At 60.8% G+C, this 20,383-nt stretch carries 15 protein-coding genes and 1 pseudogene; all 16 read right to left on the minus strand.

Annotated features, from left to right (window positions below):
- Positions 1-7 precede the first annotated feature (7 nt).
- Positions 8-1,015, minus strand: coding sequence for an NADH-quinone oxidoreductase subunit NuoH (nuoH, locus tag LRS56_08085; GenBank protein ID WDU64421.1), 1,008 nt, complete (start codon positions 1,013-1,015; stop codon positions 8-10).
- A complete protein-coding gene (gene nuoG / locus LRS56_08090) occupies positions 1,012-3,726 on the minus strand; it encodes an NADH-quinone oxidoreductase subunit NuoG (protein WDU64422.1) in 2,715 nt (904 codons plus the stop codon). Before nuoG ends, nuoH begins: the two co-directional genes overlap by 4 nt.
- 135 nt (positions 3,727-3,861) lie before the next feature.
- A pseudogene (nuoF, locus tag LRS56_08095) lies at positions 3,862-5,216 on the minus strand (NADH-quinone oxidoreductase subunit NuoF).
- Entirely contained in the window at positions 5,213-5,710 is a 498-nt protein-coding gene (nuoE, locus tag LRS56_08100) for an NADH-quinone oxidoreductase subunit NuoE (GenBank protein WDU64423.1), read from the minus strand. Before nuoE ends, nuoF begins: the two are co-directional and overlap by 4 nt.
- 2 nt (positions 5,711-5,712) lie before the next feature.
- Complete coding sequence (gene nuoC / locus LRS56_08105) at positions 5,713-7,497, minus strand: NADH-quinone oxidoreductase subunit C/D (GenBank protein WDU64424.1); 1,785 nt, start codon at positions 7,495-7,497, stop codon at positions 5,713-5,715.
- Between the two features lie 72 nt (positions 7,498-7,569).
- Complete coding sequence (locus LRS56_08110; protein WDU64425.1) at positions 7,570-8,244, minus strand: NADH-quinone oxidoreductase subunit B; 675 nt, start codon at positions 8,242-8,244, stop codon at positions 7,570-7,572.
- Between the two features lie 10 nt (positions 8,245-8,254).
- Positions 8,255-8,668: an NADH-quinone oxidoreductase subunit A gene (locus LRS56_08115; protein ID WDU64426.1), complete on the minus strand. Its 414-nt coding sequence runs from the start codon at positions 8,666-8,668 to the stop codon at positions 8,255-8,257.
- 659 nt (positions 8,669-9,327) lie between these two features.
- On the minus strand, positions 9,328-10,653 hold the full coding sequence (gene aceA / locus LRS56_08120; GenBank protein ID WDU64427.1) for an isocitrate lyase: 1,326 nt from the start codon (positions 10,651-10,653) through the stop codon (positions 9,328-9,330).
- 493 nt (positions 10,654-11,146) lie between these two features.
- Positions 11,147-11,884, minus strand: coding sequence for a secretin (locus tag LRS56_08125; protein ID WDU64428.1), 738 nt, complete (start codon positions 11,882-11,884; stop codon positions 11,147-11,149).
- Between the two features lie 293 nt (positions 11,885-12,177).
- A complete protein-coding gene (locus tag LRS56_08130; protein ID WDU64429.1) occupies positions 12,178-12,600 on the minus strand; it encodes a GNAT family N-acetyltransferase in 423 nt (140 codons plus the stop codon).
- Positions 12,593-13,759, minus strand: coding sequence for a cupin domain-containing protein (locus LRS56_08135; protein ID WDU64430.1), 1,167 nt, complete (start codon positions 13,757-13,759; stop codon positions 12,593-12,595). The genes LRS56_08130 and LRS56_08135 overlap by 8 nt, the downstream gene beginning before the upstream one ends.
- An 83-nt stretch (positions 13,760-13,842) precedes the next feature.
- Positions 13,843-15,213 (minus strand): adenylosuccinate lyase, encoded by a 1,371-nt coding sequence (purB, locus tag LRS56_08140; protein ID WDU64431.1) that lies wholly within the window; start codon positions 15,211-15,213, stop codon positions 13,843-13,845.
- Positions 15,214-15,336: 123 nt separating this feature from the next.
- A complete protein-coding gene (gene hflD / locus LRS56_08145; GenBank protein ID WDU64432.1) occupies positions 15,337-15,960 on the minus strand; it encodes a high frequency lysogenization protein HflD in 624 nt (207 codons plus the stop codon).
- On the minus strand, positions 15,957-17,081 hold the full coding sequence (mnmA, locus tag LRS56_08150; GenBank protein WDU64433.1) for a tRNA 2-thiouridine(34) synthase MnmA: 1,125 nt from the start codon (positions 17,079-17,081) through the stop codon (positions 15,957-15,959). Before mnmA ends, hflD begins: the two co-directional genes overlap by 4 nt.
- A gap of 59 nt (positions 17,082-17,140) precedes the next feature.
- Positions 17,141-17,587: an NUDIX hydrolase gene (locus tag LRS56_08155; GenBank protein WDU64434.1), complete on the minus strand. Its 447-nt coding sequence runs from the start codon at positions 17,585-17,587 to the stop codon at positions 17,141-17,143.
- A gap of 209 nt (positions 17,588-17,796) precedes the next feature.
- Positions 17,797-20,022, minus strand: a complete 2,226-nt coding sequence (locus LRS56_08160) for an NADP-dependent isocitrate dehydrogenase (GenBank protein ID WDU64435.1) — start codon at positions 20,020-20,022, stop codon at positions 17,797-17,799.
- Positions 20,023-20,383: the final 361 nt, after the last annotated feature.

Genomic DNA, 20,383 nt, shown 5'->3' on the forward strand with positions numbered 1-20,383 from the left:
CAAATCCTCACTGAACCGCGCCGGCTGGCGTGTTCAACAACACAACGGCAGCCGTCACCAGCAAATTGATCAGGGTCAGCGGCAGGCAGAAACGCCAGCTGAAATCCATCACCTGGTCATACCGTGGACGCGGGATAGAAGCGCGCAGCAGGATAAACAACATGATGAAGAACGCGGTCTTCAGGAAGAACCAGAAGAACGCCAACTGCGGCAGGATGCCGAACGGACCGTGCCAGCCGCCGAAGAACAGCGTGACCAGCAGGGCCGAGATCAAGATGATGCCGATGTACTCACCGACGAAGAACATGCCCCATTTCATGCCGGCGTATTCGATGTGGTAACCGTCGGCCAGTTCCTGTTCCGCTTCCGGCTGGTCGAACGGGTGACGGTGAGTCACGGCGACGCCAGCGATGAAGAAGGTACAGAAGCCGAAGAACTGCGGAATGATGAACCACAGGTTCTGCGCCTGGTACTCGACGATGTCACGCATGTTGAACGAGCCGACCTGCACCACGATGCCCATCAGCGCGAGGCCCATGAACACTTCGTAGGACACGGTCTGGGCCGAAGCCCGCAAGCTGCCCAGCAGGGCGAACTTGTTGTTGCTCGACCAACCGGCGAACAGCACCGCGTAGACCGACAAGCCGGCCATGGCGAAGAAGAACAGCAAGCCGATGTTCAGGTCCGCCACGCCCCAGGTCGGGGTGATCGGGATGATCGCGAAGGCGATCAGCAAGGCGCTCATGGCCACGACCGGTGCCAGGGTGAAGATCACCTTGTCGGCAAACGGCGGGGTCCAGTCTTCCTTGAAGAACATTTTCAGCATGTCGGCGGCGATCTGGAACATGCCGAATGGGCCAACGCGGTTCGGACCGTAACGGTCCTGCCACCAGCCCAGCAGGCGACGTTCGACGAAGCTGAGCAGGGCGCCCGCGACGACCACGGCCAACAGGATCACGATGGCCTTGACGACCGAGATGATCACGTCGATCACTTCAGGGGTGAACCAGGTCATTGCGCTGCCTCCTGCAGACCGTCAACGGTTTTGCCAAAGATCGCAGGCGGAATGCCGGCAAGGCCTTTCGGCAGTGCAACCAGGCCAGCACCCAACTCATCGTTGATGCGCAGCGGCAGGCGCAGGGTCTTGCCGCCAACGTTCAAGCTGAGCAGGGCGCCGTCGTTGACGCCCAGGCGGTCGGCTTCGGACTTGGCCACGGACACATAGGCGGCCGGAATGCGCTCTCGCACCGGTGCGGCTTTGGAAGAGTTCTCTTCGCTGCCGAACAGGTGGAAGAACGGCACAACCTGCCAGGTACCCTGGGCTGGGTTGAACGGACGCGGTACGGCGGCGAACCAGTTCAGCGAATCACCGGTGCTTTCGATCAGGCGGGTGCCCGGGTCGCCAGCGCGGATATGCCCACCGACTTCGTCCTGGAACTTGTTCCAGGCCTGCGGCGAGTTCCAGCCCGGCGACCAGGCGAACGGCACCTGCTGACGCGGCTCGACCGACCCCGAGTAACCTTCCATGGAGAAGGCAAATGCGGTGTCGTTGTCTTGCGGGGTACGCGGTTCGTGCACGCTGATGTCGGCGCGCATGGCGGTACGGCCGGAGTAACGCAGCGGCTCACGGGCGAGTTTCATGCCCTTGATACGGAACGCGGCGGACGGTGCGGCGTCGACGATACGCGCCAACTGCGGCGCGCTTGCGGCGACGGCTGCGGTGACGTGGTCGAGCTGGGTCCAGTCGATCGGCTGGTTCAGCAGGGTTGCGCGCAGGGCATGCAGCCAGCGCCAACCTTCGTGAACCAGGATGCTGGCGTCCATGTACTTCGGGTCGAACACCTGGAAGAAGCGCTGGGCGCGGCCTTCCTGGCTGACCAGTGTACCGTCGCCTTCGGCGAAGGTGGCGGCTGGCAGTACCAGATCAGCACGGTCGCTGGTGGCGGTCTTCTGGTGGTCGGCAACGATCAGTACCTTGGTGGCATCCAGCGCGGCGTCGACCTTGGCCGAATCCGTGCGGGTGTACAGGTCGTTTTCCAGTACCACGATGGCGTCGGCTTTACCGTCAGTCACGGCTTGCAGCGCGGCATCCAGCGATTCGCCACCGAGCATGGCCAGGCCAAGGCTGTTGGCTTCCGGCACGATGAGGCTGATGGAACCGTTCTTGTCACGCAGCTTCAAGGCTTTGGCGATGTTGGCAGCGGCTTCGATCAGTGCTTTGGAACCCAGCGAGGTGCCGGCAATGATCAAGGGGCGTTTGGCTGCCAGCAGGGCGTCGGCGATGCGCTGGGCCAGTTCAACCGCTTCAGCGTCCAGGCCTTCGACGGCAGGCGCGCTGGCGTCGAGGGCGTGGGCCACGGCGAAACCGATGCGGGCCAGGTCATCCGGCGCTGCGTGAACGCATTCTTCGGCGATGTCGTCGAGCTTGGTTTCAGCCAGGCTCGCAATAAACAGCGGGTTCAGCGCGTGCTGGCCAATGTTTTTCACGGCGGCGTCCAGCCACGGCTGCACGCGCATGGCGTCGGCCATGTCTTCGGCCTTGCCTTTGACCGACTGGCGCAGCGACAGGGCGATACGGGCGGCGGTCTGGGTCAGGTCTTCACCGAGCACGAAGATGGCATCGTGGTCTTCGATGTCGCGCATGTTCGGCACCGGCAGCGGGCTGTCGTTCAGCACTTGCAGGACCAGACGGATACGTTCCAGCTCAGCGGCTTCGATACCGGAGTAGAAGTGCTCGGCGCCGACCAGTTCGCGCAACGCGTAGTTGCTTTCGAGGCTGGCGCGTGGCGAACCGATGCCGACGATGTTGCGCCCGCGCAGCAGGTCGGCGGCTTTATCCAGCGCGTCGTCCAGGCTCAGCTTGGCGCCACCGGCCAACAGTGGCTGGCGCGGGCGGTCTTCACGGTTGACGTAGCCATAGCCGAAACGGCCACGGTCGCACAGGAAGTACTGGTTGACCGAACCGTTGAAGCGGTTTTCGATACGACGCAGTTCACCGTAGCGCTCGCCCGGGGAGATGTTGCAACCGCTGGAGCAGCCATGGCAGATGCTCGGCGAGAACTGCATGTCCCACTTGCGGTTGTAGCGCTCGGAGTGAGTCTTGTCGGTGAACACACCGGTCGGGCAGACCTCGGTGAGGTTGCCGGAGAACTCGCTTTCGAGCACGCCGTCTTCAACGCGACCGAAGTACACGTTGTCGTGGGCGCCGAACACGCCCAGGTCGGTGCCGCCGGCGTAGTCTTTATAGAAGCGTACGCAACGGTAGCAGGCGATGCAGCGGTTCATTTCGTGGGAAATGAACGGGCCGAGGTCCTGGTTCTGGTGGGTGCGTTTGGTGAAGCGATAACGGCGCTCGTTGTGGCCGGTCATCACCGTCATGTCTTGCAGGTGGCAGTGACCGCCTTCCTCACAGACCGGGCAGTCGTGGGGGTGGTTGGTCATCAGCCACTCGACGACACTGGCGCGGAACGCCTTGGATTCTTCATCTTCGATGGAGATCCAGGTGTTGTCGGTGGCTGGGGTCATGCAGGACATAACGATACGACCACGGGTGTCGTTCTCGTCGGTGTACTGCTTGACCGCGCACTGGCGACAGGCACCAACGCTACCGAGAGCGGGGTGCCAGCAGAAATAAGGGATGTCGAGGCCTAATGAGAGACATGCCTGTAACAGGTTGTCTGCCCCATCGACTTCGAGCGCTTTGCCGTCTACGTGGATAGTGGCCATGGTTCAAAGTTCTTCGTTGGCCCGTTGTCAGCGGGCGTGGCTAATGGAATCTTGTTATTCATGTGCATCTACACAGCCTTTACGGCGTCAGCACATGAGCAGTTGAAGGGCACGGACCCTTCACCTGTTAAAGCGTTACGCGCCGACTACGATCGGCCTCGCCAGAGGCGGGACGGCGGCGCTGGTAGGCGCGATGCCGGCTTCGAACTCCGAGCGGAAGTATTTGATTGCGCTGCCCAATGGCTCCACGGCGCCCGGTGCGTGAGCACAGAACGTCTTGCCTGGGCCGAGGAAGCCGACCAGGCCCAGCAGGGTTTCGATGTCACCGGGCTGGCCTTCGCCGTTCTCGATCGCCATCAGGAGCTTGACGCTCCACGGCAAGCCGTCACGGCACGGGGTGCAGAAGCCGCAGGATTCACGGGCAAAGAACTGCTCCATGTTGCGCAGCAACGAAACCATGTTCACGGTGTTGTCCACCGCCATCGCCAGGCCGGTACCCATACGGGTGCCCACCTTGCCGATGCCGCCGGCATACATCTGTGCGTCGAGGTGCTCAGGGAGCAGGAAACCGGTGCCGGCACCGCCGGGCTGCCAGGCTTTCAAGGTGTAGCCGTCGCGCATGCCGCCGGCGTAGTCCTCGAACAGCTCGCGGGCGGTCACGCCGAACGGCAGCTCCCACAGGCCAGGGTTCTTGACCTTGCCGGAGAAGCCCATGAGCTTGGTGCCCATGTCTTCGCTGCCTTCGCGGGCCAACGATTTGTACCAGTCCACGCCGTCGGCGATGATCGCCGGCACGTTGCACAGGGTCTCGACGTTGTTCACGCACGTAGGCTTGCCCCACACGCCGACGGCGGCAGGGAAGGGCGGCTTGGAGCGCGGGTTGGCGCGGCGGCCTTCGAGGAGTTGATCAGTGCGGTTTCTTCACCGCAGATATAACGCCCGGCGCCGGTGTGCACGAACAGTTCGAAGTCAAAACCCGAACCGAGGATGTTCTTGCCCAAAAGACCGGCCGCCTTGGCTTCTTCCACGGCACGGTTGAGGTGCTTGGCGGCGGTGGTGTACTCGCCACGCAGGAAGATGTAGCCACGGTAGGTTTTCAGCGCACGGGCGCTGATCAGCATGCCTTCGATCAGCAGATGGGGCAGTTGCTCCATCAGCATGCGGTCCTTCCAGGTGTTCGGCTCCATTTCATCCGCGTTGCACAGCAGGTAGCGGATGTTGATGGATTCGTCTTTGGGCATCAGGCCCCACTTCACGCCGGTGGGGAAGCCTGCACCGCCGCGCCCTTTAAGCCCGGCGTCTTTCACGGTCTGGACGATATCGTCCTGGGCCATGTCGGCGAAGGCTTTGCGCGCAGCCGCGTAACCGTTCTTGGCCTGGTACTCGTCGAGCCATACCGGCTCGGCATCGTCACGCAGGCGCCAGGTCAGTGGGTGGGTCTCAGGCGAACGCTTGATCAGGTTGGCCGGGCCGAAAGATGTAAGGGTCATGGGTAGCCCTCGAGCAATTGGGTCACGCCAGCAGGCTGTACGTCACCGAATGTGTCGTCGTCGATCATCAACGCCGGCGCCTTGTCGCAGTTGCCCAGGCAGCACACCGGCAGCAGCGTGAAGCGGCCGTCCGGGGTGGTTTGGCCGAGGCCGATGCCCAGCTTGTTCTGGATCTCGCTGACCACGGACTCGTGACCACCGATGTAGCAGACCATGCTGTCGCACACGCGAATGATGTGACGGCCCACCGGCTGGCGGAAGATCTGGCTGTAGAACGTGGCCACACCTTCAACGTCGCTGGCCGGGATGCCGAGGATCTCGCCGATGGCGTAGAGGGCGCCGTCCGGCACCCAGCCACGCTCCTTCTGCACGATCTTCAAGGCTTCGATCGACGCCGCGCGCGGGTCTTCGTAGTGATGCAGCTCGTGCTCGATGGCCGAGCGCTCGGTTTCACTCAAGGTGAAACGGTCTGTCTGGATAAGCGTGCTGTTCATGCTTAGCGGTCCACGTCGGCCATAACGAAATCGATACTACCCAGGTACGCAATCAAGTCCGCGACCATCTCGCCTTTGATCACCGAAGGGATCTGCTGCAAGTGGGCAAAACTTGGGGTACGAATCCGGGTGCGGTAGCTCATGGTGCCGCCATCGCTCGTCAGGTAATAACTGTTGATACCCTTGGTCGCTTCGATCATCTGGAAGGATTCGTTGGCCGGCATTACCGGGCCCCACGAAACTTGCAGGAAGTGCGTGATCAGGGTTTCGATGTGCTGCAGCGTGCGCTCTTTGGGCGGCGGCGTGGTCAGCGGATGGTCCGCCTTGTACGGGCCTGCCGGCATGTTGCGCATGCACTGCTCGATGATCTTCAGGCTCTGGCGCATTTCTTCGACGCGCACGATGCAACGGTCGTAGGCATCGCCATTCGCGGCCAGCGGCACTTCGAATTCGAAGTTCTCGTAGCCGGAGTACGGGCGCGCTTTACGTAGGTCGAAATCGCAGCCGGTGGAGCGCAGGCCGGCACCGGTGACGCCCCATTCCAGGGCCTCTTTGGTGTTGTACTGCGCGACGCCGATGGTCCGGCCTTTGAGGATGCTGTTGTCCAGCGCAGCCTTTTGGTACTCGTCCAGACGCTTGGGCATCCAGTCGATGAACTCCTTGACCAGGCGTTCCCAGCCATTCGGCAGGTCGTGCGCCACACCGCCGATGCGGTACCAGGCCGGGTGCAGACGGAAACCGGTGATGGCTTCGATAACCTTGTAGGCGCGCTGACGGTCGGTGAAGGTGAAGAACACCGGGGTCATGGCGCCGACGTCCTGGATGTAAGTACCCAGGAACAGCAGGTGGCTGGTGATCCGGAAGAACTCGGCCATCATGATGCGGATGGTGTCGACGCGGTCCGGCACCTTGATGCCGGCCAGCTTCTCGACCGAGAGCACGTACGGCAGGTTGTTCATCACGCCGCCGAGGTAGTCGATACGGTCGGTGTACGGGATGAAGCTGTGCCAGGACTGACGCTCGGCCATCTTCTCGGCACCACGGTGGTGGTAGCCGATGTCCGGCACGCAGTCGACGATTTCTTCGCCGTCCAGTTGCAGGATGATACGGAAGGCACCGTGAGCCGAAGGGTGGTTCGGACCCAGGTTGAGGAACATGTAGTCCTCGTTGGTGCCGGAGCGCTTCATGCCCCAGTCTTCCGGACGGAAGCGTGCAGCCTCTTCTTCAAGCTGTTGCTTGGCGAGGTTGAGGCTGAACGGGTCGAATTCGGTGGCGCGGGCAGGGAAGTCCTTGCGCAGCGGGTGACCTTCCCAGGTCGGCGGCATCATGATGCGCGTCAGGTGCGGGTGGCCCGGGAAGTCGATCCCGAACATGTCCCAGACTTCACGCTCGTACCAGCTGGCATTCGGCCAGATACCGGTCACGGTCGGCACGCTCAAGTCGCTTTCGGACAGGGCAACCTTGATCATCACGTCGCTGTTACGTTCCAGCGACATCAGGTGGTAGAACACGGTGAAATCGGCACCGCTCGGCAGCCCCTGGCGCTTGGTGCGCAGACGCTCGTCCACGCCATGCAGGTCATACAGCATGACGTACGGCTTGGGCAGGTTGCGCAGGAAGGTCAGGACTTCGACGAGCTTGGCGCGCGCCACCCACAGCACCGGCATACCGGTGCGTGTGGCCTGGGCGGTGAAGGCGTCAGGGCCAAAACGGTTATTGAGTTCGACGACCACATCCTGGTCGTCTGCCTTATAAGGCGGGATGCGTCGAGCACTGCCTGTAGTCATGGTTTTTTATCGCTTTCGGTCAACGTAAAGAATGAAGCCAGGTTTTCGTTCTATATAAGAAGCGGTTCTGGATCAGACTTCGTCAGGGCTGCGCAGGTTGGTGACTGCGATTCGCTGTTCGCGGCGCTGTTCCTTTTGCGAAGGCATCTCGGCGCGGTACACGCCTTGATCGCCGACGACCCAGGAAAGCGGGCGACGCTCCTTGCCGATCGACTCCTGCAACAGCATCAAGCCTTGCAGGAATGCTTCGGGGCGGGGCGGGCAGCCAGGCACGTAGACGTCCACGGGCAGGAACTTGTCCACCCCTTGAACGACGGAGTAGATGTCGTACATGCCACCGGAGTTGGCGCACGAACCCATGGAGATAACCCACTTTGGCTCGAGCATTTGCTCGTAGAGACGCTGAATGATCGGCGCCATCTTGATAAAGCAGGTTCCGGCGATAACCATGAAATCCGCCTGGCGCGGTGATGCCCGGATAACTTCGGCGCCAAAGCGCGCGATGTCGTGGGGCGCCGTGAAGGCGGTGGTCATTTCCACGTAGCAGCACGAAAGGCCGAAGTTGTACGGCCACAGGGAATTTTTACGCCCCCAATTGACCGCGCCACTCAGCACGTCTTCGAGCTTGCCCATGTAGATGTTTTTGTGGACTTGATCTTCTAACGGATCGGAAACGGTTTCCCGTTCGCCGATAGGGTACTGATCGTTAGGAGCATCCGGGTCGATCCTGGTGAGATTGTATTGCATCGCCAAAGCCTCATTGTTTCAGCTTCGCTTGCCGCTTGCGACGAGCTTCCGGAGCCCAGTCAAGGGCGCCCACTCGAAATAGGTAGACAAGGCCTGCCAACAGAATTGCTATGAAAACGAGGGCTTCGACGAATCCGGTCCAGCCGCTTTCGCGGACGGACACAGACCAGGCAAAGAGAAAGAGGGCTTCGATATCGAAGATCACGAAGAGCATCGCGACCAGATAGAATTTGGCTGAGAGCCGCAAGCGGGCGCCACCTGTAGGCAGCATGCCGGACTCGAACGGTTCATTTTTACTGCGGCCCCAGGCTTTTGACCCGAGGAGGCTGGAGACACCGAGCATGAAGGCGCAAAGGCCGACAACACCGAGAAGGAAAATGGCAAAGCCCCAGTTGTGGGCCATGAGTCCTGTCGCTTCGGTCATGCTGGAAATCCTTAACAGAGAGCAAAGGTCTCTGAGCTCGAAAAAGTAACGATGCAGTGACGATATGTCGCACTGCAATCAATCGCGGTGATTTTATGGCTAAACACCGGGCAAGTAAAATTTCGATAGCGAAATTATTCGATGGAATAAGGACATAGTGCACCTTCTTGGGGCTGTAGCCCTTGCGGCGTGGGCATTAGCGGGCTTTTGAACAATTAAGTTTTGTTTGACCGGTAACGAAGTTTTCATGCTCTAAATGATAATGAATATTGTTTGCGTGGGGTTTAAGCGAATGTTTCTCGTGTGGCGGGGGAAGTTGCCGTTACTTGCTTGATTGCCGCTAGTTGCTGGAACAGATCTTTTAAACGATTTGAATCAGGCAAATACCGCTCTGGATCAATGTTTTGCGCAAAATCTGAAGGCTTGCCACATTTCCCTGTGGGAGCGGGCTTGCCCGCGATGGCGGAATGTCAGCCAACAAATGGGCTGGCTGGCATGCCGCCTTCGCAGGCAAGCCAGCTCCCACATTTGACCGGCGTTGTGTCAGGCAGGCATTTTTCTTGCGGCAAAAAAAACGCCCCGAACCAGTCGGGGCGTGATTGTTGTGCGGCATTGCGGTTAGGTCTTCCTTGGGGCCGCAGTGGCCGTGTACGCGGTGCTTAGTGGAACTGCTCTTCTTCGGTCGAGCCGGTCAGCGCGGTCACGGACGAGGTGCCGCCCTGGATCACGGTGGTCATGTCGTCGAAGTAGCCGGTGCCCACTTCCTGCTGGTGTGCCACAAAGGTGTAACCCTTGGCGGCGTCGGCGAATTCCTGCTCCTGCAGCTTCACGTAGGCGGTCATGTCGTTGCGGGCGTAGTCGTGCGCCAGGTTGAACATGCTGTGCCACATGTTGTGAATGCCGGCCAGGGTGATGAACTGGTGCTTGTAGCCCATGGCCGACAGCTCGCGCTGGAACTTGGCGATGGTCGCGTCGTCCAGGTTCTTCTTCCAGTTGAAAGAAGGCGAGCAGTTGTAGGACAGCAGTTGGTCCGGGTATTCCTTTTTGATCGCCTCGGCGAAGCGACGGGCTTCGTCCAGGTCCGGCTTGGCGGTTTCGCACCAGATCAGGTCGGCGTAAGGGGCATAGGCCAGGCCGCGAGCGATGGCCTGGTCGAGACCGGCGCGTACTTTATAGAAGCCTTCCTGGGTGCGCTCGCCGGTCACGAACGGCTGGTCGTACGGGTCGCAATCGGATGTCAGCAAGTCAGCCGCGTTAGCGTCGGTACGGGCCAGGATGATGGTCGGGGTGCCGGCCACGTCAGCCGCCAAACGCGCAGCGGTCAGCTTCTGTACCGCTTCCTGGGTCGGTACCAGTACCTTGCCGCCCATGTGGCCGCATTTCTTCACGGAAGCCAGCTGGTCTTCGAAGTGCACGCCGGCAGCGCCCGCTTCGATCATGCTCTTCATCAGCTCATAGGCGTTCAGCACGCCGCCGAAACCGGCTTCAGCGTCCGCCACGATAGGTGCGAAGTAGTCGATGTAGCCTTCATCGCCCGGGCCTTTACCGGCTTTCCACTGGATCTGGTCAGCACGGCGGAACGAGTTGTTGATGCGCTTGACCACGGTGGGTACCGAGTCCACCGGGTACAGCGATTGGTCGGGGTACATGGATTCAGCGGAGTTGTTGTCCGCTGCCACTTGCCAGCCGGACAGGTAGATCGCCTGGATACCGGCTTTCACCTGTTGGACTGCCTGGCCGCCAGTGAGGGCGCCCATGCAGTTGACGAAATCTTTCTCGGGACGGAAGGACGGCTTGGCACCCTGGGTGACCAGCTTCCACAGCTTCTCGGCGCCGAGTTTTGCAAAGGTGTGCTCAGGTTGAACCGAGCCGCGCAGGCGGACGACGTCAGCAGCGGAATAAGCGCGGGTCACGCCTTTCCAGCGTGGGTTTTCAGCCCAGTCTTTTTCAAGGGCTGCAATTTGCTGTTCGCGTGTCAGTGCCATGGGGAAAAACCTCGTCGCATAGGTCTAGGTGGAAAATTCCATTTGCCAGCCACGTAATGAGTGCGTGGTGATGGCGGCTCGCTGACCAGAAGCTTAGGTGTTCAAGTCAAGTTCGGCGGGGAAGGCGACGGGATGAACGATGGCTCAAGGCGGAGTTGAGCAGGTAAGGGCAAACTGCGGACGGTCTTCGGGCGTCGTGGGCCTTTGTACGATCCATCAGTGTCTAGCCGGGTTACCTGGTTAGCTTCCGTCCCTCGGGACAACTTCGTTCCAGTCGCAACCTCGTCAAACACACCTTGTGGGCGGTACAGACACGAATCGGCTCAGTTGGGTAGCTTGGAGCGACGATCCGAAGGCCCTTGCCAGGGCCCCTGATTAGCGGGAGCGAGGCCATCATGCCCATGCTTTTTTGGATCGTCAAATGTTTTGTAGTGCTTTTTTTGTGGCACTACATCTTTAGTCTTATACGACTCATCAGTCAGTTTTTGGTGCTTCAGTTCAGGGTGTCGACCTTGACCCGCAAAGTCAGGTCATCTCGGCCCTGGGTAGAGTAGCTGCGGGTTGTAGAGGATTTGTCGGCCAGGGTGTCGCGATTGATGCCGGCCAGGGGGATCCACTCGCCCAGGCGGCCGCTGACGGTTGTGTCGGTGCTTTGCACGTTCACTACATCGGGACGTTCCTGGCTCATGCGGTCACGGTTGGTACTGATTGCCAGGTGTACGGTCTCGCCGGTGACGCTGGCGGTCACGTAGAAGCCCTGGGTCACGTTGCGATACTGGGTCTGGTTTTGCAGGCGGCCGTAGCTGTCCTGCTGGGTGGTGGTCAGCGGTACGCTCTGGCCGACCTGGATCAGCGCAGGCACACCTTCACTGGCCTGGATCTGCTGGATGCCGCCTTCGCGGCTGGCAGTGCCATAGCTGATGATGCGGGTCTGGCTGTCGCCGCTGTTTTGCTGGTTGTTTTCGTTGGTGTCGACGGTAATCAACAAGCGCTTGGCCGGTGTGTCGAGTTGCGAGAGCAGGGCGCGCAGGTCCTGGATCTTGCCTGGGTCAGCGTTAACAATAAGCTGGTTGCCGTAGGCGCTGACGGTGCCATCCTTGCCGATGAAGTTCTGCGCCACGGGCAACAGGTCGGCGCTGGTGCGGTTGCTCAGGTTGACGACTTCGGTGTCGGCCATGGCCGAGCAACTGGCGGTCAGGAGGAGGGCGGTGAGCAGGGTGCGTAGGGACATGTCCGTTATCTCTGCGAGTCATTAGGCTTGATAGTGCCAGTTTGTCGGCCTGGCAGGTCGCAAGTTTAGTAGCGAACGGCATTGCTGTTAGGCGGGGCTTGGCGTGGCGAGCGGGCTTGCTGTGGCGAGCGGGCTTGCCCGCGTTGGGCTGCGCAGCAGCCCCAATAAAAAACGCCGCGTTCTTTCAGAAAGAACGCGGCGTCTGAGTGAAGGGCCGCTACGCGGCCCAACGCGGGCAAGCCCGCTCGCCACAGCAAGCTTGCTCACTACAGCAAGCCTGCTCGGCGCAGGGATCAGGCGCCACGCACCATGTCCACATGCGGAATCCCGACTTCAAGGAACTCATCACTGACGATCTTGAAGCCCAGCCGCTCGTAAAACGGTGCCGCATACACCTGTGCGCTGAGGAACTGCTTGGTCTGGCCGCGTTGCTCGGCCATCGCAATCACGGCTTCCATCAACTTGTCGCCGACCTTCAGCCCGCGCCAGTCCTTGAGCACCGATACGCGACCAATCTCGCCGCTGGGCAGCAGGCGAGCGGTGCCGATCGGAAAGTCGCCCTCGAACGCAAGGAAATGCACGGCATCTGCGTCGTCCGCGTCCCACTCCAGTTCAGGTGGGACCGATTGTTCGGCGATAAATACCGCTTCACGAATGCGCCGTATCTCAGCGATATCCTTTTGCCAGTCCGCGACACTTACGTGAATCTTATTCATCGGCAAACCCCAAGCTCCCTTGCTTGACCAGTTCGCACAACAGGTCGCGACCGTCTTCGTCCGCGAGCCACGGGCCAAGGTTTTCGGCGTGCAGGGAATCAGCTGCGCACACCAGTTTCAGCAGCTCGCGCAGCTTGCCTGGCAGGTAACGGCTCTGGCCGCTGGCAAACAGCAGTACGTCGTCGTCGACTTCGGACCACGCTAGGCGTGCGCTTGGGTTGCGGACCAGAATCGCGCCGTCTTCCAGGCTGCTGATAAAGTCCTGCTCGGCCAGTTCTTCGCCAGCCACCAGTTCCGGGTAACGCGGCTCGGTCATGAATTGGCCGAACCAGGTCAGCAGCATGCGCTCGTCGCTCATGTGCTCGGCCAGCAGGCTCTTGAGGCGGTCCAGCGCGTCGCTCTGGATCTGGTGCGGGTCGCTGACCGGCTGGGCATCGGCGTCGGTGTAGCGCTCTTCGTCGGTCAGGTACTGGCTGAGGAAGTCGGTGAAGTGGGTCAGCACTTCAGCGGCGCTCGGCGCACGGAAGCCTACCGAGTAGGTCATGCAGTCATCTTCGGCAATACCGAAATGCGCCAGGCGCGGCGGCAGGTAGAGCATGTCGCCCGGTTCCAGCACCCATTCGGCACTTTCTTCGAATTCGGCGAGGATGCGCAGGTCGGCATGCTGCAGCAGCGGGCTTTCGGAGCTGCACATCTGGCCGATCTTCCAGTTGCGCTTGCCCTGGGCTTGCAGCAGGAACACGTCGTAGTTGTCGAAATGCGGGCCGACGCTGCCGCCGGGTGCGGCGAAGCTGATCATCACGTCATCGATGCGCCAGCTTGGCAGGAAGCGGAACTGCTCCAGCAGCTCGGCCACTTCCGGCACAAACTGGTCGACCGCCTGCACCAGCAGGGTCCACTCACGCTCGGGCAGGGTGCTGAAAGCATCTTCGGCGAACGGGCCGCGGCGCAGCTCCCACGGACGCTCGCCGTGTTCGATCACCAGGCGCGACTCGACTTCTTCCTCGAGCGCCAGGCCGGCCAGTTCGTCGGCGTCGATCGGGCTTTCGAAATCAGGGATGGCCTGACGGATCAGCAGCGGTTTTTTCTGCCAGTAGTCGCGCAGGAATTCCCGTGCCGTGATGCCGCCCAGAAGTTGAAGAGGGATATCAGGATTCATGTGTAACCTATTGAAAAAAAGCACTTTTCAGACTGGAATAAAAACGCCCGGCGCTGCCGGGCGTCTCAAGGGTCTTGCGGTAATCAGATGCGCTTGGCTTGCTCTACCGCGTTGCCGATGTAGTTGGCCGGCGTGAGCAGCTTCAGCTCGGCCTTGGCAGCGGCTGGCATGTCCAGGCCGTCGATGAAAGTTTGCAGTGCTTCAGGGCTGATGCCCTTGCCGCGTGTCAACTCTTTCAGCTTTTCGTACGGGTTTTCGATGTTGTAGCGACGCATGACGGTCTGGATCGGCTCGGCCAATACTTCCCAGCAGGCGTCCAGGTCAGCGGCGATTTTCTGCTCGTTGAGTTCCAGCTTGCTGATGCCTTTGAGGCTGGCTTCGTACGCGATCACGCTGTGAGCAAAGCCCACGCCAAGGTTGCGCAGTACGGTGGAGTCGGTCAGGTCGCGCTGCCAGCGGGAGATCGGCAACTTGCTGGCCAGGTGTTGGAACAGGGCGTTGGCGATGCCGAGGTTGCCTTCGGAGTTTTCGAAGTCGATCGGGTTGACCTTGTGCGGCATGGTCGACGAACCGATTTCACCGGCAATGGTGCGCTGCTTGAAGTAGCCCAGGGAGATATAGCCCCAGATATCGCGATCAAAGTCGATCAGGATGGTGTTGAAGCGCGCAATGGCGTCGAACAGCTCGGCGATGTAGTCGTGCGGTTCGATCTGCGTGGTGTACGGGTTGAAGCCCAGGCCCAGCTCGTCTTCGATGAAGGCGCGGGCGTTGGCTTCCCAGTCGATCTCAGGGTAGGCCGACAGGTGAGCGTTGTAGTTGCCCACGGCGCCGTTGATCTTGCCCAGCAGCGGTACGGCGGCGACTTGAGCGATCTGGCGCTCGAGGCGGTACACCACGTTGGCCAGTTCTTTACCCAGGGTGGTCGGTGAGGCCGGTTGGCCGTGGGTGCGCGACAGCATCGGCACGGCGGCGAAGCGGATGGCCAGCTCGCGGATGGCGTCGGCGGTCTGGCGCATCAGCGGCAGCATCACCTCATCACGGCCTTCGCGCAGCATCAGGGCGTGGGATAGGTTGTTGATGTCCTCGCTGGTGCAGGCAAAGTGGATGAACTCGCTGACCTGGGCCAGTTCCGGCAGCTTGGCCGCTTGCTCTTTGAGCAGGTATTCGATGGCTTTAACGTCGTGGTTGGTGGTGCGCTCGATCTCTTTCACACGCTCGGCGTGCTCCAGGGAGAAGTTTTCCGCCAGGGTATTCAATACAGCGTTGGCCTCGGCGGAGAACGCCGGCACTTCACTGATGGCGGGGTGAGCGGCCAGGCGCTGGAGCCAGCGCACTTCAACCAGAACGCGAGCACGGATCAGGCCGTATTCGCTGAAAATAGGGCGCAGGGCCTGGGTTTTGCCGGCGTAGCGGCCGTCAACAGGGGAAACCGCAGTGAGCGAAGAGAGCTGCATGGGGTGTTCTCGGACAGTCGGGCAACGAAATGGGGCGCGTATCATACATGAAAAAATCCGCCGGTCCGTTGCCAACTGACCGGCGTATTACGCGTGAGGCTATAAAACGTGGGTTGCTGCGACTTATTCGTTGCGCATCAACGGGTAAAGCTCTTTAAGCAATTTGCGCCGGCTGATCACCAACTGCCAGCGATGGCCGCCCAACTGTCGCCACAACCGCGCCGAACGAATACCGGCCAGGAGCAGGGCGCGGATTTTCGAGGCGTTGTTCGGTTGCTGCAGGTTGCGCATGTCGCCGTGCACCTGGATCCGCTGGCGCAAGGTGCTCAAGGTGTCCTGGTACAGCGCACCACAGGCGGCGATCACGTTTTCGTGGGCCGGGCCGAAGTGTTCCACCTGGGACTGGATCTGCGGCAGGCGCTTGCCGATGATCTCCAGCATGTCGTCACGCTTGGCCAGTTGCCGCTCCAGGCCGAGCATCGACAGGGCGTAGCGCAACGGCTCGCGCTGCAAGGTGCTCGGGTCGCGCTCCAGCGCGCCGATCAGTGCGCGATAACCTTCACGCAGCGCCAGGTCGTCGCCACCGTAAACTTCCAGGGTGTCCTTGGGGTCGCGGATCAGCAGGCTGCCGAGCATGCAGCTCAGGCCCGCCTCGGTGACCTGGCCGGTCTTGGCGATCTTGTCCACCAGTACCGCGGCGAGAAACACCCCGCCGAGTGCCGTCAATTGCTCCTGGGTCGGGCTCATGCCGGGTTGCTCCAGGGCTCGGCAACTTCAATCACGCCGCCTCCCAGGCAAATCTCACCGTCATAGAACACCACGGACTGGCCGGGGGTGACGGCGCGCTGCGGGTCGTCGAAGGTGGCGCGGTAGCCGCTGGCGGTTTTTTCCAGGGTGCAGGGCTGGTCGCTCTGGCGATAACGCACTTTGGCGGTCAGGCGGCGTGGGGTGCTCAGGTCGATCGGGTTGACCCAATAGATCTCGGAAGCCAGCAGCGCGCCGGAGAACAGCAGTGGGTGTTCATTGCCCTGGCCGACGATCAGCACGTTGTGTTCGAGGTCTTTGACCAGCACGTACCACGGCTCCTCACCGGCGTCTTTCAAGCCGCCGATGCCCAGGCCCTGGCGTTGGCCGATGGTGTGGTACATCAAGCCGTGGTGGCGACCGATCACGTCACCTTCGGTGGTTTTGATTTCACCCGGTTGCGCCGGCAGGTACTGCTTGAGGAAATCGCTGAAGCGGCGCTCGCCGATAAAGCAGATCCCGGTGGAATCCTTCTTCTTGGCGGTGGCCAGGCCGTGTTTCTCGGCAATCTTGCGCACTTCGGGTTTTTCCAGCTCGCCCACCGGGAACAGGGTCTTGGCGATCTGTTCACCGCCGACGGCGTGCAGGAAGTAGCTCTGGTCCTTGTTCGGGTCCAGGCCCTTGAGCAGTTCGGTGCGGCCATCGATATCGCGGCGGCGCACGTAGTGGCCAGTGGCGATCAGGTCGGCGCCGAGCATCATGGCGTAGTCGAGGAACGCCTTGAACTTGATTTCGCGGTTGCACAGGATGTCCGGGTTCGGCGTGCGACCGGCCTTGTATTCGGCCAGGAAGTGCTCGAACACATTGTCCCAGTACTCGGCGGCAAAGTTGGCGGTGTGCAGCTTGATGCCGATCCTGTCGCACACGGCCTGGGCGTCCGCCAGGTCGTCCATGGCGGTGCAATATTCCGTTCCATCGTCTTCTTCCCAGTTCTTCATGAACAGGCCTTCCACCTCATAACCCTGCTCCATGAGCAGAACGGCGGAAACGGAAGAATCCACGCCGCCGGACATGCCGACGATGACGCGCTTCTTTTGTGTGTCAGAAGGGGCTGGATCACGCATAGGGTTTCAACGGGTGTCTTGAAAAAGGACGCGATTCTAGCAGGCCTGGGCCCGCAAGGCTAAAGAGAAGGGCGGATCAATTCCAGACTGTGACGCTGGCCGGCCAGATAATCATCGATACAGCGGATGATCAGCTCGCTGCGCCAGTCGTCGCGCACGGCCATCAGCTCGTCGCGGGTCAGCCAGCGGGCGCGCAGGATGCCTTCGTCGAGTTGATAGTCCGGATGGTGTTTCAGCGCCTTGGCAATGAAGCAGACGCGCTGATAGGTCACGCCATTGCTGGGGGCGGTGTACAGGTAGATGCCGACAATGCCCGTGGGCTCGACGTCCCAGCCGGTTTCCTCGAGGGTTTCGCGCACGGCGGCCTCGGTCAGGGTTTCATGTGGGTCGAGGTGGCCGGCGGGCTGATTGAGCACGGCGCGGCCGCCCTTGAGTTCTTCGACCATCAGGAACTTGCCGTTGTCTTCGACGATGGTGGCGACGGTGATGTGGGGTTGCCAGGTCATTCAAAACCTCGATTCAGGGTGTGACGCGGTCAGTGTGGCAACGGGCTTGCTCGCGAATGCGGTAAGCCAGTCAAAGATGCATTCATTGACCCAGCGCATTCGCGAGCAAGCCCGCTCCCACATGTTGATCCGGTTTATTCAGTCAAGCCGCAGTGTCCGCAAAGAGAAACCCCGGCACGGGGCCGGGGCTTCTTTGCATCCTTACAACCTTACTTCAACTTGGCAATGGCCGCGTTGAGGGTGTTGCTTGGGCGCATGGCGTTGCTGGTCAGCTCCGGGTTCGGCGCGTAGTAGCCGCCGATGTCCACTGGCTTGCCCTGTACGGCATTCAGCTCGGCAACGATGGTTGCCTCGTTGTCGCTCAGGGTTTTGGCCAGTTCGCCGAACTGCGCTTGCAGGGCAGTGTCTTCGGTCTGGGCGGCCAGGGCTTGAGCCCAGTACAGCGCCAGGTAGAAGTGGCTGCCGCGGTTGTCGATGTTGCCGACTTTACGCGATGGCGACTTGTTGTTGTCGAGGAACTGGCCGGTGGCCTGGTCCAGGGTCTTGGACAGTACCAGCGCTTTCGGGTTGTTGTAGGTAACACCCAAGTGCTCAAGGGATGCGGCCAGGGCCAGGAACTCGCCCAGGGAATCCCAGCGCAGGAAGTTTTCTTCCAGCAGCTGCTGCACGTGTTTCGGAGCCGAACCGCCGGCGCCGGTTTCGAACAGGCCACCGCCGTTCATCAGCGGCACGATCGACAGCATCTTGGCGCTGGTGCCCAGTTCCATGATCGGGAACAGGTCGGTCAGGTAGTCGCGCAGTACGTTGCCGGTCACCGAGATGGTGTCCAGGCCCTTGCGGGTGCGCTCCAGGGTGAACTTCATCGCGTCGACCGGCGACATGATGCGGATGTCCAGGCCTTCGGTGTTGTGGTCTTTCAGGTAAGCCTGAACTTTCTCGACCACGACGCCATCGTGCGCACGCTTGGGGTCCAGCCAGAAGATGGCCGGGGTGTTGCTGGCGCGGGCGCGGTTGACGGCCAGTTTGACCCAGTCCTGGATCGGCGCGTCTTTGGTCTGGCACATGCGGAAGATGTCGCCGGCTTCAACAGCCTGTTCCATCAGCAGGGTGCCCTTGCTGTCGGTGACGCGGACTACGCCGTCAGCCTTGATCTGGAAGGTCTTGTCGTGGGAACCGTACTCTTCGGCTTTCTTCGCCATCAGGCCAACGTTTGGCACGCTGCCCATGGTGGTTGGGTCGAAAGCGCCATTGGCCTTGCAGTCTTCGATGACCGCCTGGTAGATGGTGGCGTAGCAGCGATCCGGGATTACAGCCTTGGTGTCGTGCAACTGGCCGTCGGTGCCCCACATTTTGCCGGAGTCACGGATCATGGCCGGCATCGAGGCGTCGACGATCACGTCGCTCGGCACGTGCAGGTTGGTGATGCCTTTGTCGGAGTTGACCATCGCCAGGGAAGGGCGAGCGGCGTAGACCGCCTGAATGTCAGCTTCGATCTGCGCTTGTTGCTCGGCCGGCAGGGCCTTGATGCGAGCGTACAGGTCGCCGATGCCGTTGTTCAGGTTGAAGCCGATCTGTTCCAGCACGGTAGCGTGCTTGGCCAGGGCGTCTTTGTAGAACTCGGCAACGATCTGGCCGAACATGATCGGGTCGGAGACCTTCATCATGGTGGCTTTCAGGTGAACCGACAGCAGTACGCCTTGCTTCTTGGCGTCTTCGATTTCAGCGGCGATGAAGCTGCGCAGGGCGTTCTTGCTCAGCACGGCGGTATCGATGATCTCGCCGGCTTGAACCGAGGTCTTTTCTTTCAGGACGGTCGCGGAGCCGTCTTTGGCGATCAGCTCGATTTTGACAGCATCGGCTGCTTCGATCTGAACGGCTTTTTCGCTGCCGTAGAAGTCGCCGCTGGTCATGTGGGCAATGTGCGACTTGGAGTCGGCCGCCCACGCGCCCATTTTGTGCGGGTGCTTGCGCGCATAGTTCTTGACCGACAGCGGTGCGCGGCGGTCGGAGTTGCCTTCGCGCAGTACCGGGTTTACGGCGCTGCCCTTGACCTTGTCGTAACGTGCACGGGTTTCTTTTTCCGCGTCGGTGGTTACGGTTTCCGGATAGTCCGGCAGGGCATAGCCCTGGGCCTGCAGTTCCTTGATCGCGGCTTGCAGCTGCGGGGTCGAGGCACTGATGTTAGGCAGTTTGATGATGTTGGCTTCAGGCGTAACGGCCAGGTCGCCCAGTTCGGCGAGGTGGTCCGGGATGGCCTTGGCGCCCAGTTGCTCGGGGAAGCTTGCGAGGATGCGCCCTGCGAGGGAGATGTCGCGGGTTTCCACGGCAATATCAGCGGAAGCGGTGAAGGCCTCTACGATAGGCAGCAGTGAATAGGTGGCGAGGGCTGGGGCTTCGTCGGTGAAGGTGTAGATGATCTTCGAGCGGGTGGGCATATTCGGATTAACTCTCTTCTTTGCTGAAAGCGTGCGCAGAAACTCGAGATGCGCCGGGTGGAGCGCGTTCGTTCAAAGTCATCCATGAGCGAAATGTCGAGGTTTCTTCGCGGTGATGTTGGGTTGCATCAGTCGAGCGTCAAGCGGGTGGACTATTGTAATAGTCCTGCTTTGCTAGCCGAGGGCATCTGTTCCAGAGCGGTCGGCTGTCGTGACTCTTTGGTCAGCGGCGGCATTATACATAGGTCGCTATGCTTACGCCGAGCCTTCATACAAAAGGTGTGTCGTCCATTGGTCTAAAGGTCGCAGGGGGCAGGTTGCTACCAACGTCGCACGATGTGCTCAATATTGGCGATTTTGC

Origin of the sequence: Pseudomonas poae (assembly GCA_028869255.1) — a bacterium.
GTDB lineage: Bacteria > Pseudomonadota > Gammaproteobacteria > Pseudomonadales > Pseudomonadaceae > Aquipseudomonas > Aquipseudomonas poae_C.